At 32.1% G+C, this 15,174-nt stretch carries 11 protein-coding genes; 10 read left to right on the forward strand and 1 reads right to left on the reverse strand.

The window, feature by feature from the left end; all coding sequences use genetic code 11:
• The first annotated feature begins 340 nt into the window (after window positions 1-340).
• The 3 genes from murG to ACSBO6_RS09240 all read left to right on the forward strand — a co-directional run bounded on the left by murG (window position 341) and on the right by ACSBO6_RS09240 (window position 2,874).
• Complete coding sequence (gene murG / locus ACSBO6_RS09230; RefSeq protein ID WP_098848092.1) at window positions 341-1,405, forward strand: undecaprenyldiphospho-muramoylpentapeptide beta-N-acetylglucosaminyltransferase; 1,065 nt, start codon at window positions 341-343, stop codon at window positions 1,403-1,405.
• Between the two features lie 101 nt (window positions 1,406-1,506).
• Window positions 1,507-2,328 carry a GNAT family N-acetyltransferase gene (locus ACSBO6_RS09235; RefSeq protein WP_098848094.1) on the forward strand — a complete coding sequence of 274 codons (822 nt, stop codon included), beginning with the start codon at window positions 1,507-1,509 and terminating at the stop codon, window positions 2,326-2,328.
• A gap of 96 nt (window positions 2,329-2,424) precedes the next feature.
• Window positions 2,425-2,874 carry a dCTP deaminase domain-containing protein gene (locus tag ACSBO6_RS09240; protein ID WP_387365873.1) on the forward strand — a complete coding sequence of 150 codons (450 nt, stop codon included), beginning with the start codon at window positions 2,425-2,427 and terminating at the stop codon, window positions 2,872-2,874.
• Window positions 2,875-2,924: 50 nt separating this feature from the next.
• On the opposite strand, the gene ACSBO6_RS09245 is transcribed toward ACSBO6_RS09240, so the two are convergent.
• Complete coding sequence (locus ACSBO6_RS09245; RefSeq protein ID WP_098848096.1) at window positions 2,925-4,319, reverse strand: peptide MFS transporter; 1,395 nt, start codon at window positions 4,317-4,319, stop codon at window positions 2,925-2,927.
• A 688-nt stretch (window positions 4,320-5,007) separates the two neighbouring features.
• On the opposite strand from ACSBO6_RS09245, the gene rsgA reads away from it, so the two are divergent.
• The 7 genes from rsgA (at window position 5,008) to ACSBO6_RS09280 (ending at window position 15,083) form a co-directional block, all read left to right on the forward strand.
• Window positions 5,008-6,054: a ribosome small subunit-dependent GTPase A gene (gene rsgA, locus ACSBO6_RS09250; protein ID WP_498844525.1), complete on the forward strand. Its 1,047-nt coding sequence runs from the start codon at window positions 5,008-5,010 to the stop codon at window positions 6,052-6,054.
• A 337-nt stretch (window positions 6,055-6,391) separates the two neighbouring features.
• On the forward strand, window positions 6,392-7,129 hold the full coding sequence (liaF, locus tag ACSBO6_RS09255) for a cell wall-active antibiotics response protein LiaF (RefSeq protein ID WP_498844526.1): 738 nt from the start codon (window positions 6,392-6,394) through the stop codon (window positions 7,127-7,129).
• A complete protein-coding gene (locus ACSBO6_RS09260) occupies window positions 7,126-8,142 on the forward strand; it encodes a sensor histidine kinase (RefSeq protein ID WP_098848101.1) in 1,017 nt (338 codons plus the stop codon). The genes liaF and ACSBO6_RS09260 overlap by 4 nt, the downstream gene beginning before the upstream one ends.
• Before the next feature lie 12 nt (window positions 8,143-8,154).
• Window positions 8,155-8,793, forward strand: a complete 639-nt coding sequence (locus ACSBO6_RS09265) for a response regulator transcription factor (RefSeq protein WP_056476946.1) — start codon at window positions 8,155-8,157, stop codon at window positions 8,791-8,793.
• Window positions 8,794-8,932: 139 nt separating this feature from the next.
• Entirely contained in the window at window positions 8,933-12,130 is a 3,198-nt protein-coding gene (locus ACSBO6_RS09270; protein ID WP_098848103.1) for a DEAD/DEAH box helicase, read from the forward strand.
• 153 nt (window positions 12,131-12,283) lie between these two features.
• Window positions 12,284-13,648: a 4-aminobutyrate--2-oxoglutarate transaminase gene (gene gabT, locus ACSBO6_RS09275; RefSeq protein ID WP_098848104.1), complete on the forward strand. Its 1,365-nt coding sequence runs from the start codon at window positions 12,284-12,286 to the stop codon at window positions 13,646-13,648.
• A 1-nt stretch (window position 13,649) separates the two neighbouring features.
• On the forward strand, window positions 13,650-15,083 hold the full coding sequence (locus ACSBO6_RS09280; protein WP_098848105.1) for an aldehyde dehydrogenase family protein: 1,434 nt from the start codon (window positions 13,650-13,652) through the stop codon (window positions 15,081-15,083).
• Window positions 15,084-15,174 lie beyond the last annotated feature (91 nt).

A 15,174-nucleotide genomic window follows, 5' to 3' on the forward strand; every position in this document is an offset into this window, starting at 1 on the left:
TTTAATTGTTATTTTTTCAATACATGAACTAGATCAGCATTGAAATCAGTCATGTTTTGAAGCATATAAAATGCATTACTTCTAAAAAGTGAAGTAATGCATTTTTTCTTTTTGAAGGAAATACATTTTGATTTGGTGAATTTATCAAGATAATACTTTAACTTACTATGCATTTTTTAGCTACAAAGATTCATAAAGATATACAATTGAGAATAACAGTAGTTCATAATAGTGTGGGCAATTTGAAAATTTGAGTTGAATAAGTTGACCGTAGTATTGGTTTTGTTTAAAATTTGTGATTAAGTTAATAGTATGAAAACGAACAAAGATAGGAGTTAATATGTCAAAGAAAACAATTGTATTTACAGGTGGCGGCTCCGCAGGGCATGTAACACCGAATATAGCCATTATAAATGAGTTAAATAAAAATGATTGGGATATCCATTATATTGGGTCTAAAAAAGGAATTGAGAAGGAATTAATTAATAAAATTGAATTACCTTATTACGGCATTTCAAGCGGAAAATTAAGACGATATATAGATTTTGAAAATATTATTGATATGTTTCGAGTTATAAAAGGGTGTGTTGATGCTAGAAAAGTATTAAAAAAAATTAAGCCAAGTTTAGTTTTTTCAAAGGGTGGCTTTGTTTCTGTACCGGTAATCATTGCAGCAAGCACATTGAAAATTCCAATTTTTATACATGAAAGTGATATGACACCAGGACTTGCAAATAAAATTTCACAGCGATTTGCTACGAAAATTTTTACTTCATTTGAAGAGGCTAAAAATTATTTTCCAAAAAATAAAACAACAGTAATTGGTTCGCCAATTAGAAGGGAACTATTAAATGGCTCAAGACAAAAGGGCTTAGAATTCCTTAATTTTAAAAGCTATATACCAATATTAACAATTATGGGTGGAAGTTTAGGAGCAAAGAAAATCAATGAGACTGTTAGACAATCATTACAGGATCTCACTAAAAAGTATCAAATTGTCCATTTATGTGGTAAAGGTAATGTTGATGAAAGTTTAACAAATATTCAAGGATATAAGCAATTTGAATATGTTCATGACGAACTAGCAGACGTATTGGCCGCATCTCAAATGATTATTACAAGAGGTGGCTCAAATGCAATATTTGAATTTTTAGCGCTACATAAGCCGATGTTAATCATCCCTCTTACGAAGAACCAAAGTAGGGGAGATCAAATAGTAAATGCAAATTCTTTTAAAGAAAAAGGCTTTGCATTAATGTTAGAAGAAGAAGATTTAACGGACAAAACACTTCAAGCATCAATTGAACAACTTCAAACTAAAAAAGACTTTTTCATTACCAATATGAAATCATCAAATCAAAATAATGCACTTGATGTACTTCTTGAGGAAATTAATAGAAATTGATTCAATGAAAGCATTCTTCTAAATAAAGGAAGTAATGCTTTTTTGTTGAATAAATCTAAAGGGACTAAGCGTAATATTGAAATAAGAAGGTGGAAAATTTGATGACAGACAAACAATTTAACGAAATAACCGTCTTGCAAGATACATGCGAAAAATTTGATGAAATAACTTTAAAGCTAAACTGGGAAATGTTAAGAAATCGAAAAAATGATGTAAATGAAGATTTTTTTCATTATGAAGAAGATCAATTAGTTGGATTTTTAGCGACTTACTACTTTGGAGAAAAAGTTGAAATCTGTGGTATGGTTCACCCAAATTTTCGCCGAAAAGGTATTTTTTCCAGTTTGTTAAATGAAGCACTAAATTCATTATCTTCAGTCAAGACTATTTTATTAAATGCCCCTAAAGCTTCAGCATCAGCGAAAGAGTTTATTCGACATCAAAAAAATTGTTCCTATTCATTTTCTGAATATCAAATGGTTTGGAAAAACCAAGAGGTAAAAGAATATACACCAATCGTTAAATTTAAGAAAGCAGAGCTAGTCGATTTCGCATTTATTTCAAATTTAGATGTTGTATGTTTTGGATTTGAAAATAGTGATGCACAGAAGTACAATCAACGCATTTTAAATGAACCAAATCGTCATATTTATATAATAGAAGTAAATAATGAAAAAATTGGTAAAATGAGCTTGCTTCGTGAAAATAATGAAAGTTGGATATTTGGCTTTGCAATACTTCCAGAATACCAAGGGAAGGGATATGGAAAAAATGCTTTACTCCAAATCATTCAAAAAGAACACGAGATTGGAAATGAAATTCATTTAGAAGTTGCTCTAGAAAACAGCAACGCGAAGAAATTATATATCGATTGTGGATTTAGACAATATAACACTCAAGATTATTATAAGATGAACAAATAATTAGTAAGAGGCTGTCTTTTTTTTTAGACAGCCTCTCTCATTACGAAAATATCTATGTTACACTAGGAATGGATTAAATGGTAAAGGGTGAAAGATTTGGAAAAAATAAGAGGTTTTGAAGTAGCAAAAGGATTTGAAAATTGTGGGGTGAATCTTCCGAAAAGAGCAACGACTCATGCTGCTGGTTATGATATTGAAAGTATTGAAGAGACAATTATTAATCCAAACGAGATCAAACTTGTTGGTACAGGATTAAAAGCGTATATGCAAAAAGACGAATTTTTAGCATTATTTGTACGTTCTTCTACTCCGCTTAAGAAAGGTTTAATGAAAGGAAATGGGGTAGGGGTAATTGATTCAGACTATTACAGCAACCCTTCAAACGATGGCCATATCATGATGCAGTTAATCAACGTATCAAAGGAGCCTGTAATCATTCAAAAAGGTGAAAGAATTGGACAAGCTGTTTTCCAAAAGTTCTTATTAGCTGATGATGATTTCGCAGGGGAAGAAAGAGTAAGTGGGTTTGGTAGTACTGGTAAATAAAAATGTAGAAAAAGAAAAGAACTCGAGTAGACTCGAGTTCTTTTTTGTAATTAGTCTAACATTCTTGCAAGTTTTGGTGATATAGCAAGTAAGATTAATCCTACTACGATTGCTGCTCCACCTACTGCTAAGAATACTTGTAACATTCCAAGTGTTGTTGTAAAAGCAGCTAATTGACCGCCAACTAAGTTTGCAATGAAACTTGATGATAACCATACACCCATTAATAATGAAGCAAGTTTAGCTGGTGCATAACGAGATACTGCTGATAAACCAACTGGTGAAAGTACTAATTCAGCAATTGTATGGAAGAAATATGTCATAACCATGAATAACATATTTGCTTTTACAGTAATATGATTTGGATCAGAACCTGTTTTTAAAACTGCCATAATTGTGAATGCGAAACCAACACCTAATAGGATAAGACCCATTGCCATTTTCGCAGGAACACTAATGTCTTTACCACTTTTTGCCATTTTAATCCAGATCATCGAAACAACTGGAGCGAAAAGCATAATGAATAATGGATTTACAGACTGGAACCAAGCAGAAGGTACATTGAAACTTCCAACTTGAAGATCTAAGAAACGTTGAGTATAAAGCGTTAATGATGAACCAGCTTGTTCAAATCCAGCCCAGAAAAATACTACGAATGCAGCTAAGATAAAGATAACAGTCGTACGTTGTTTTTCCTTTTTAGTAAGAGGTACATCCTTAACAGAAGCGCTGTTACCCTCTTTCACAACTTTAGCGTTAGGTTTTGTACCTAAATCACCAAGATATTTTGAAGCTAATAAGTTGAAAATGATTTGACCAATAATCATACCGATTGCAGCTGCTAAGAAACCATAACGGTAACCGTATAAAGCATCGCCAGCAGCATTTTTTGACATAAATAAAGTTTGAGCTAAATAACCAGTAACAAGTGGAGCAAAGAATGCACCTAAGTTGATCCCCATGTAGAAGATAGTGAATGCACCATCACGACGTGGGTCATTATCTTCATAAAGTTCACCAACAATTGTAGAAATGTTTGGCTTGAAGAAACCATTACCGATAATCATTAAAATTAAACCAAGGTATAAACCAGTTGAAGAATGAATACCGAATAATGCGATATTACCAGCTGCCATTATAATACCACCAAGTGTTATGGCAGAACGCTTTGCAAGGAAATTATCTGTAATCCAACCACCAATGATTGGAGTGAAATATACAAGACCAGTAAATAATCCATAAAGTTGTAGTGCCCAAGCATCTTTAAATCCAAGACCACCTTGAACTACTGAAGTAGTCAAGTAAAGAACTAAAAGTGCACGCATTCCATAATAACTAAAGCGCTCCCAAGCCTCTGTTGCAAATAGTAAGTAAAGGCCAGGTGGGTGTTTCGTTTTTTGATTTTGCTCGTTTGATGAAACGTTTTGTTTTGCTGCTACGCTCATTCAAATTCCTCCCTCATAATTGCTATTCTGTGTAATTTTCTGTATGAATATTTATTGTCGCCAATTCATATACTATTCTGTCAATTTATTGTAAAAAATAATTTCCGAATTCAACAAATTTCGACAATTTAAGTTAAAAAAAATTTCTAACTATTTCCAACAGAACAATGCTACTAATTTTATTATCTAGATTCGTCCGAAATAACTTAGGACCAATTTACTATCTTAGTATAACACACAATAGCGTATTTGTGTAAAGTTTTTTATATTGTCAGACAAATCTCGCAATACTGATTTTTCGCATTAAACTAGTATTTTTAGACTTTGTCGATTGACCTGTATTAGTACAGCCTGAATAAAAAGACCTATATCTAAATAATAATAAGTTTTTGAAATATTTCAAGGGTTTTTATTATTTTTTACTTTAATATTATAAAAGTTTAATTAAACAAAAAAATGGGAATTGTCAAAATATGTCGAAATAAAAAAAGAATGTTTCGTCCTTTTTTAATATTCAATTAATTCATATGGACGATTTTCTAAAATTTGGATATACTAAAAGTACTATATACGAAACGGAGTGATGATTATGGGAATGTTAATGAATTTAGTTCAGATGAAGGTAAAAAGTCGAGGACAAAAAATGGAGTGATTCTTCATTATTGTCCTTATATAATTGGAGGACAAAATGAATTTAAAACAATTAGGTTGGAACGAAGCGTTCGGAGAAAAGGATCAAAATACTGTAGTTGCAAGAGTAATATCTGAACAAAGACAAATTTATAAATTGCATGATGGAGAAAATGAACTAACTGGTGAAGTTTCTGGGAAATTTCAATTCCAGGCAAAAGTAAAAAGTGATTATCCATCCGTTGGAGATTGGGTTGTTATTGAACTGTTAAAAAGTGAGAACAAAGCAATTATTCAAAAGGTATTGCCGAGAATAAGTCAATTTTCAAGGCAATCTGCAGGAGAAAAAACTGAAGAACAAATAGTAGCTGCTAATATCGATTACGTGTTTTTAGTAATGGCATTAAATAACGATTTTAATATAAGAAGATTAGAACGATATTTACTTGTTGCATATGATAGTGGGGCAAATCCCATTATTATTTTAACTAAAAAGGATTTATGCACTGACCTATCTTCCAAAATTGCAGCTGTTGAAGAGATTGCATTTGGTGTACCTATTTATTCTGTGAATAGTACAAATGGAGAAGGTATTGAAGAACTGAAACAGCTTATAACATCCGGGAAGACTGTTTCCTTACTAGGTTCTTCAGGTGTTGGTAAATCTACATTATTAAACGCATTAATCGGTGAAGTAATACAAATAACTGGGGACGTACGTGAAGGTGACGATCGTGGGAAACATACAACAACGCACCGTGAATTATTTTTCCTACCATCTGGCGGAATGGTCATCGATACACCAGGTATGCGAGAATTACAACTTTGGGGTGGAGAAGAGCATATTAACTCGACATTTACAGATGTCGAACAATTAGCTAAATCATGTAAATTCTCAGACTGTACACATGAAACCGAACCAGGATGTGCAGTCAATCAAGCTATCGAAAACGGCGAGTTAGATCACCAAAGGCTCACAAGCTATCGTAAATTAATGAGAGAACTAGCGTATGCAGAACGGAAACAAGATGCATCTCTAGCTAGACAGGAAAGAGATAAGTGGAAAAAAATTAGTAAAATGATGAATACTAAGTCTTATAAATAAGAGAGAAGAGTTTTAATACTCTTCTTTTTCTTTTTGAAATTTAGTGATTTATATGGGGTGCATGAGGAAATATAAATTCAAGAAGAAGCTTATTAAATGGCTATTATAAGGCTCTTAAGTATGTAAATAGAAAAAAATCACAATTAACTTACTCACAACTAGTATAAGATCAGTTACATATTTCTTTAAAAAATCTCAGTCTTAAGACCGAGATAAGACAATACTTAAGTTTGTATCAAAACGAACAAAAAATAGATAAACTACATAGTAGAATAGTTAATAACAAAAGCTTTCGATTGCTATTAACAAGCTAGTTTAGTGAATAGAGGAGAGCTATATGAAGCGATTTAGACGATTGTCTAGCAATGAATTAACTGGATTATTATTCATAATTGCAGGCATAGGATTATTATTCGATCTATTTATGAATCCTTTTGCAATAATCGCAGCTGGGGTAGGTATTTATTTATTTCAGTATGGGGCAAAAAAACGTAAAGTTTACCCTTCTACCTCTGCGAATATCGCGTTTTTTGGAGGAATCATTTTATTTATCAGTAATGTATTTCAATTGAAATCCATCTTAGGTGTATTATCATTTATTGTGATTTATGTTGGTTATTTAATATTTGTTAATTCGAAATTTAATGCAAAAGTCATTATACCTAACATAGTTGAAACAACGAATACAGGTGTCTTTGAAACAAATTCACTCATTTCAAATCGATTTTTAACAAATATCCATTTAAAGAATGATTCATTTGAATTAGAAGATGTAGATCATTATTTTGGTATTGGTGATGTCATAATTGACCTTTCAGAGTCATTTATTCCTGAAGGAGAGACAGTGCTGGTTTTAAATGGAATCATTGGTAATATAACTTTATATGTGCCGTATGATTTAGAAGTCTCGATCCAACATTCAACTTTATTTGGTAAAATTAATATCCTTAAAAATAAATTGAACGGGTTTAACAAAAATTGTAAGTTCACTTCTAATGATTATAAAGAAGCTTCTAGAAAGTTAAAAATTGTCACTTCTTTAGCAATCGGAAACATTGAGGTGACAAACAAATGAAAATTGACAAAGGTATTTTTTTATCAATCTGTCTTGCCGCATTTACATCAAGTATTTTGATCTGTGGAGTTGTTTATTATTTCATCGATCAGACTTTCTTTGATAAATTGGTTTTGTATAAAATTGGAAATTTTCCGTTGCTATTCATCCTATTTGTAGCAATCATAATCATATCAATTGTTTATAGTACGGCTGTTTTAAGCACGATTCGTCATAATGAAAAAGCTTTATTGGAAGGGATCGTGAAGGCAGAAAATGGAATTTACCATAAAGAATCAGAGCACTCAATTCGATCAATTGATAACGAAATTGAATTACAACTACAAAAAATATCTAAACAAATTGAAGGTTCAAGAAAGACTGTTCAAAAATTAGTAGATGAAAAGAAGTTAATTGAATCTCAAACAATGGAAGATGTTGTAACAAAAGAGCGTCATAGACTAGCAAGGGAATTACATGATTCAGTGAGCCAACAGTTATTTGCGATTTCGATGATGATTTCTGCAATTAATGAACTTGGTGAAACTACGTTTAAAGAACAATTACAATATATTGAAAAAATGGCGATTAATGCTCAATCAGAAATGCGTGCACTTTTATTACATTTAAGACCAGTTCAGTTAGAAGGGAAAAGCTTAAAAGAGGGTGTTGAAAAGTTACTAACTGAATTAACAAATCGCCAAGCTCTTCAATTAAAGTGGAAAATCGATGATATTTCACTTTCAAAAGGAGTAGAAGATCATTTATTTAGGATTATACAAGAAGCATTATCAAATACTTTAAGGCATGCAAATGCAAAAACTTTTGAAATACGAATTAGAAAAATTGAAGATTTTGTATTAGTTCGAATGATTGATGATGGCATTGGTTTTGATGTCGAGAACCGAAAAACTGGTTCGTATGGATTGCAATCAATAAGTGAACGTTCATCTGAAATTGGTGGAACGGCAAAAATAGTAAGTATACCAAAAAGAGGAACACAGATTGAAGTAAAAGTTCCAGTAATTGAATAGAGGTGGGAAATTTTGATTAAAGTCGTATTAGTTGATGATCATGAAATGGTGAGAATGGGTGTTTCTACATATTTAAGTACTCAATCTGATATTGAAGTGGTTGGTCAAGCAAGTAATGGAAAAGAAGGCGTTGAACTTGTATTAGAAAAACGCCCAGATATTGTATTAATGGACTTAATTATGGAAGTAATGGATGGAATTGAAGCGACGAAACAAATTATTTCAAAATGGCCAGAAGCAAAAATCATTATTGTTACAAGCTTCATTGATGATGAGAATGTTTATCCGGCAATTGATGCAGGTGCAATTAGTTATATGTTAAAAACTTCTAGAGCTAGTGATATCGCAAATGCAATACGAACGACACATAAAGGTGGATCAGTTTTAGAACCAGTTGTTACTGGGAAAATGATGAATAGAATGAGAAAATCTACTCAACGCGAATTACATGATGATTTAACGGCTAGAGAACAAGAAGTGCTTCATTTAATGACTGAAGGTAAATCAAATCAGGAAATCGCCGATACTTTGTTTGTTTCATTAAAAACGGTAAAAACCCATGTAAGTAATATATTAACGAAATTAGAAGTGGTCGATCGAACCCAGGCTGTTATCTATGCATTTAGACATGGAATTGTAGAACAAAAATAAATATATTCACAAAAAGAAGTCGAAAATGGCTTCTTTTTTCTATTTTTATAAGAAGATTTGATTCAATATTTTAGATAAATAATTAATTAATGGTAATATAATTATATTCGTTTTATTTATTTTGGAAGGAGCAGTTAGATTGAAGATAAAATTAAATCACAAAATCATAAAAGAACGCTGCGGTACAGTCTCCTTCAAAAGAGGTGACTCTTTTTATCGCGCAAATAAAGTACAAATCGAAAAATATACTATTGATCATTGTACAGCTACAGTTATAGGAAATGAAGATTTTACCGTTAAAGTAATAAAAGAAGAGAATGGTGATTATTATTGTCAGTGCACTTGTCCTAAACTAGCTTCAATTAAAACGGATTGTCAGCATATAGCTGCAGTTTTAATTTCGATTTTTGAACAGCAGAAAAATGAGGGGAATCTCAATGAAATTAATGTTCTTATAGAAGATTCCGATACAAATAAGTCAAATGGTATTTTAGAACTTTTTCAAGATAAAACGATTCGTAAAAGCGGACAATTAAACCATTTTGACGATCGGCAACTAATTGATTTCGAGTTTATTTGCGAAGTCGTTGAAATAGGTAAAGGGCAAAAAATTCTTGGAATTGCCATGGCATATGAAAAAAAGAAAATTGAAAATCTACGCAACTTTTTAAAGGATGTTAAAGAAGGGAAATCAAGTGAAATTTCGGCTGATCGTATATTTGACCCTAATTTACACTGTGTACAAAATGGAGTTAATCGTATATGGGAACTTTTAATAAAATTGTTAGATGATGAAAAAATGTTTAATGGATCTTTAACTAAGAAAAAAGAATATATGTTCATTTCACCGATCATTTGGAGCCAATTCATTAATTTAGTTAAAGATTTGGAAAACGTCAAAATAATTGAAAATGGAATACTATTTAATGGAATTTCATTTACCGAAGATAAATTACCATTGGAATTTGAAATAGAGCAATTAGAAGGTCAATATTTTTTAACTGTCAATGGAATCGAGCAATTAACAATAATAGAAGCTTATTCAACAGTCTTGTATCGCGGGAAAATATATCAACTAAAAGTAGAAGAATTTAATCGACTTGTTGAATTAAAACAAATTGTTAAATATACCGCACATGAAAAAATAAATATTCCAACAGATCAAATCCACCTTTACGTTGAGAAAGTAATTCCAGGGCTTATCAAACTAGGTAAGGTGCATTTACCTACAAAATTATCAAACCAGTACTCAGAAACCCCGTTAAGAGCAAAGCTATATTTAGATCGTATAAAAAATAAATTACTTGCAGGGCTCGAATTTCATTATGATCGCATCGTGATTAATCCGCTAGATAAAAGAGAAATTCAACCTAGTAAAACGTTAATTAGAGATGAAGAAAAAGAATTAGAAATACTACAATTAATGGAAGATAGTTCTTTTTCAAAAACAGAAGGTGGCTATTTCCTACAAAATGAAGAACTTGAATACGAGTTTTTAAGAAATAGATTACCGAAACTTGAAAAACTTACTGAAATTTATGCTACGAGTGCAGTTCGAAATAGAATTTTTAAAGAAAGTAAGAAACCACAAATACGCGTTAATTTAAAAAGAGAACGAACGAATTGGTTGGAATTTAAGTTTGAATTAGACATTCCAGAAAAACAAATCAAAGAAGTATTATTAGCACTTAAAGAGAAACGGAAATATTATCGGTTACAAGATGGTACTTTGTACTCGTTTGAAACGAAAGAATTACAAGAGATAAGACGATTTTTAAATGCAGTACCTGAACAAGAGTTTGATTATGAAAGTGTATTAAACTTACCGATAAAAAATAGTCTATATTTTTTAGATTCAGCGGAAGATACTAGTTTATTTAAAATTGAAGATCGTTTGCAGCATTTTTATGATAGTTTAATCAATCCAAATGAATTAATAGAAGAAGTTCCTAAATCCTTAATAAATTGGTTAAGAGACTACCAAATTTTTGGGTATAAATGGATGAAGAATTTAGCTAAATTCGGTTTTGGAGGAATTTTAGCTGATGATATGGGATTAGGTAAAACAATTCAAAGTTTAACGTATATTCAATCCGTATTAAACGAAATCCGTACATTAAATACACCGATCCTAATTGTTTGTCCCAGTGCATTAACGTATAACTGGTTAAGCGAGATATTCAAATTTGTACCGGAAATTCAAGCACTTGTCATAGATGGAAATAAAAATGAGAGGTTAAAAATACAAAAAGAACTAGTCAACATCGATGTTTTAATTACTTCTTATTCGTTGTTAAGAAATGATATAAAGTGGTACGAAAAGCAAAAGTTTCATACAGTATTTTTTGATGAGGCACAGAATTTTAAAAATCCTTTTACTCAAACAGCTAAAGTTGTTAAAAAGCTAAATGCCAAGCAACGGTTTGCTTTAACAGGTACACCAATTGAAAATTCACTCGAAGAACTTTGGGCAATTTATCATGTAGTTTTTCCTGAATTATTTGGGGGATTAAAAGATTTTAGTAATTTAACTAGGAAAACAATTTCTAAAAGAGTTCGACCTTTCTTATTAAGAAGATTAAAAGAAGATGTACTTAAGGAACTTCCTGAGAAAATCGAATCGAAGGAATCTGTAGAGTTGTTACCGGAACAAAAAAAATTATATGCAGCATATTTAGCAAAACTACGACACGATACATTAAAGCATTTAGCTGTAGATAAACTTACTTTAGGTAAAAATCATATTAAAATTTTAGCCGGTTTAACACGTTTAAGACAAATTTGTTGCCATCCTGCACTCTTTATAGATGGTTACGAAGGTAGTTCAGCCAAGTTTGAACAACTATTTCAACTTATTGAGGCATCAAAAATAGCCGGTAGGAGAGTTTTAATATTCTCTCAATTTACGAAAATGTTAGATTTAATCGGCAGAGAACTATCAATAATGGGAGAGCCATTTTTTTATCTAGATGGGCAAACTCCGGCAGAAGAACGATTATCAATATGCAATCGATTTAATGCTGGGGAACATAACTTTTTCCTAATTTCATTAAAGGCAGGAGGAGTAGGACTCAATTTAACTGGTGCTGATACTGTTATTCTTTATGATAATTGGTGGAATCCTGCGGTTGAAAATCAAGCAATGGACCGAGCATACCGTTTTGGTCAAATGAATGATGTTCAAGTGATCAAACTAGTCGCTAAAGGAACAATCGAAGATAAAATGAATGAACTACAAGAGAAGAAAAAACAATTAATAGGAGAAATTATCGAAACGAATGGAAAAGCTTCGTATAATTTAACAGAAGAAGACATTCGCGAATTATTAATGTTATAAAATAAAATGCCACTTTCCAGAGTGGCTTTTCCCTTTTTGATAATTATATTTCATTCTTAAATGTTTGAAAGCGAGTATATTAGTAATGAAGCTAATAATTTACTAAATTCATAGATTTTAAATGAAATTATATTGATGAGAGGGAGAGTTAGCATGAGCAATAATCGCAAATTTGTTAATGTCTCAGCAGGTGTTCCAGGGCCAAAGGGAAAAGAACTCATTGAATTACGGAATGAGTTTGTGCCAAATGGTGTTGGAAATAATACGCCTGTTTTTGTAGAAAAAGCAAACGGTACAATCGTTGAGGATGTTGATGGAAATAAATTTTTAGATTTTGCTGGAGCAATTGGTACTTTAAATGTCGGACATACGCCAAAGAATGTAGTACAAGCGATTAAAAATCAGTCGGAGCGATTAATCCACTCTTGCTTTCATGTAGGAATGTATAAGCCATATATTGATTTAGCTAAAAAATTAACTGAAATAACGCCTGGCGATTTTGCGAAAAAAACAATTCTATTAAATAGTGGTGCTGAAGCAGTTGAAAATGCCGTTAAAATTGCGAGGAAGTACACTGGTCGTTCAGGAATTATTTCGTTTACACGAGGATTTCATGGTCGAACATTATTAGGAATGTCTTTAACAAGTAAAGTAAAACCATATAAATATAAAATGGGACCATTTGCTCCGGCTACATATAAAGCTAAATTCCCTTATTTATCAAATAGACCAAAAGAGTTATCTGAAGAAGAATATATTAATTTTTGTATTTCTCAATTTAAGGATTTTCTGTTAACAGATGTGTCACCAGAAGAAGTGGCTGCGGTTATTATGGAGCCTGTACAAGGAGAAGGAGGATTTATTGTTCCACCAAAGAAATTTGTAAAAGAAATCTATACTATTTGTAAGTCACATGGAATTTTGTTTATAGCGGATGAAATTCAAACAGGATTTGGGCGAACGGGTGAATTGTTTGCATCAACGATTTTTGAAATTGAACCAGATTTAATCACGATGTCAAAATCAATTGCAGCAGGTGTACCAATTAGTGCAGTGACTGGTTGTTCAAAAATAATGGATGCGGCATCACCTGGTGAATTAGGTGGAACTTATGGCGGAAGTCCTTTAGGTTGTGTAGCAGCGCTTGAGGTGATTGAAAAAATTGAAAGTGAAAAATTATGGATTCGAGCTAGATCGATTGGAGAAAAAATTAGATCATTTTTTGATCAGTTGAAGAATGATTTTCCAATTATTTATGATGTTAGGGGACTAGGAGCGATGGTAGGAATCGAATTTATAGATCCTAATTCTGGTCAACCAGCAAAAGAGTTTGTTGCAGCATTAACAAAAAAATGTTGTGAAAATGGAGTCATTATTCTTAGCGCAGGTGTTCATAGTAATGTTCTTCGTTTCTTAACACCTTTAATTATTTCTGACGATGAATTAAATGAAGGATTAGATATTATAAAACAATCAATAGATCAAGTTGCTAGTCAGCTTGTAACAGAGGTGAAGTAGAATGAAAAAGCAATTTTATATAGATGGAACTTGGGTGGAAGGGGTTAAATATGAAAAACTTGTTGCCCCTCATTCTGGTGAAGTTTTAGCCGAAATACCAGTCGCAACGATCGAGAATTTAGAAGAAGCAATTAGATCGGCAAATAACGCGAAAACTAAAATGGAAAGCTTGAGCTCATATGAGAGAAGTATCATTCTAGAGCAATTAGTTGACCAGTTTAAACAAAATCGTTCAAAACTTGCTGAGATTTTAGCATTAGAAGCATCCAAACCACTAAAAGCTGCTTTAGGTGAAATTGATCGAACGATTGCAACTTATAAAATAGCCGCTGAAGAAGCAAAAAGAATATACGGTGAAACAATCCCTCTTGATGCAGTAGCAGGTGGTGAAGGTCGAGTCACATATACTGTCAGAGAGCCAGTTGGAGTTATTGGTGCAATTACCCCGTTTAATTTTCCATTTAATTTAGTCGCACATAAAGTTGGTCCAGCAATTGCTGCAGGAAATACAATTGTTTTAAAACCTGCTAGTCAAACTCCGCTTTCTGCTATTGCATTAGCTGAAATGATCGATAAAACGGATTTACCTAAAGGTGCGTTTAACCTAATTACTGGAAAGGGATCCGAAATCGGTGATGCGTTAGTAAAACATTCTGACGTGAAAGCAATCACATTTACCGGTAGTCCTGAAGTCGGCATCGCATTAAAAAACAAGGCAGGATTAAAAAAAGTAACATTAGAATTAGGATCAAACTCAGCGTTAATCATAGATGAAGGGGTCCAGCTAACTGATGAATTGATTAATCGTTGTGTATGGGGAGCCTTTATTTATAACGGCCAAGTATGTATTTCTTTACAAAGAATTTTTGTACACCAAACACTATATAATGAATTCCTATTGAAGATGAAACATGCTACTGAACTTTTAAATATAGGTTCTCCTTTAGAACTTCAAACAGATATTAGTGCCCTGATTTCTAAAAAAGATGTTGCTAGAATAGATGAATGGGTAAAGCAATCAATTAAAGATGGAGCCGATCTAGTAACGGGTGGCGATCGTATAGATGAACGAATTTATAAACCAACAATTTTGGCAAACGTAAAGAATAGCAGTGATGTATCTTGTAAGGAAATTTTTGGCCCGGTTGTAGTCATAGGTTCATATGAACAATTTGATGAAGCAATAACAGAAGTAAACAATAGTCGATTTGGATTACAAGCTGGTGTCTATACAAACAACTTACAAAGAGCACTATATGCAACGAAGAAATTACATGTAGGAGGCGTACTTGTAAATGATGTTCCTACATTTAGAGTCGATTTAATGCCTTATGGTGGCGTAAAAGAAAGTGGTTATGGAAGAGAAGGCATAAAATATGCAATACAAGAGATGACTGAATTAAAACTTGTCTCTATTAAACTTTCAGACTGTTGAAAAGTGATTGCAATCGTTTGTTTTTAAAATGAAAGAACTGATCGTGAATGAATATGATCAGTTCTTTTTTTATTCATAAACTTCAGAATAA

Source organism: Bacillus sp. AL-1R, assembly GCF_052180195.1.
Classification (GTDB): Bacteria; Bacillota; Bacilli; order Bacillales; family Bacillaceae_G; genus Gottfriedia.

Excerpts from the sequence above, each read along its gene's own strand:
- murG (WP_098848092.1), top strand. The coding sequence starts at position 341 with ATGTCAAAGAAAACAATTGTATTTACAGGTGGCGGCTCCGCAGGGCAT.
- ACSBO6_RS09235 (WP_098848094.1), top strand. The coding sequence starts at position 1,507 with ATGACAGACAAACAATTTAACGAAATAACCGTCTTGCAAGATACATGC.
- ACSBO6_RS09245 (WP_098848096.1), bottom strand. The coding sequence starts at position 4,319 with ATGAGCGTAGCAGCAAAACAAAACGTTTCATCAAACGAGCAAAATCAA.
- rsgA (WP_498844525.1), top strand. The coding sequence starts at position 5,008 with ATGAATTTAAAACAATTAGGTTGGAACGAAGCGTTCGGAGAAAAGGAT.
- liaF (WP_498844526.1), top strand. The coding sequence starts at position 6,392 with ATGAAGCGATTTAGACGATTGTCTAGCAATGAATTAACTGGATTATTA.
- ACSBO6_RS09260 (WP_098848101.1), top strand. The coding sequence starts at position 7,126 with ATGAAAATTGACAAAGGTATTTTTTTATCAATCTGTCTTGCCGCATTT.
- gabT (WP_098848104.1), top strand. The coding sequence starts at position 12,284 with ATGAGCAATAATCGCAAATTTGTTAATGTCTCAGCAGGTGTTCCAGGG.
- ACSBO6_RS09280 (WP_098848105.1), top strand. The coding sequence starts at position 13,650 with ATGAAAAAGCAATTTTATATAGATGGAACTTGGGTGGAAGGGGTTAAA.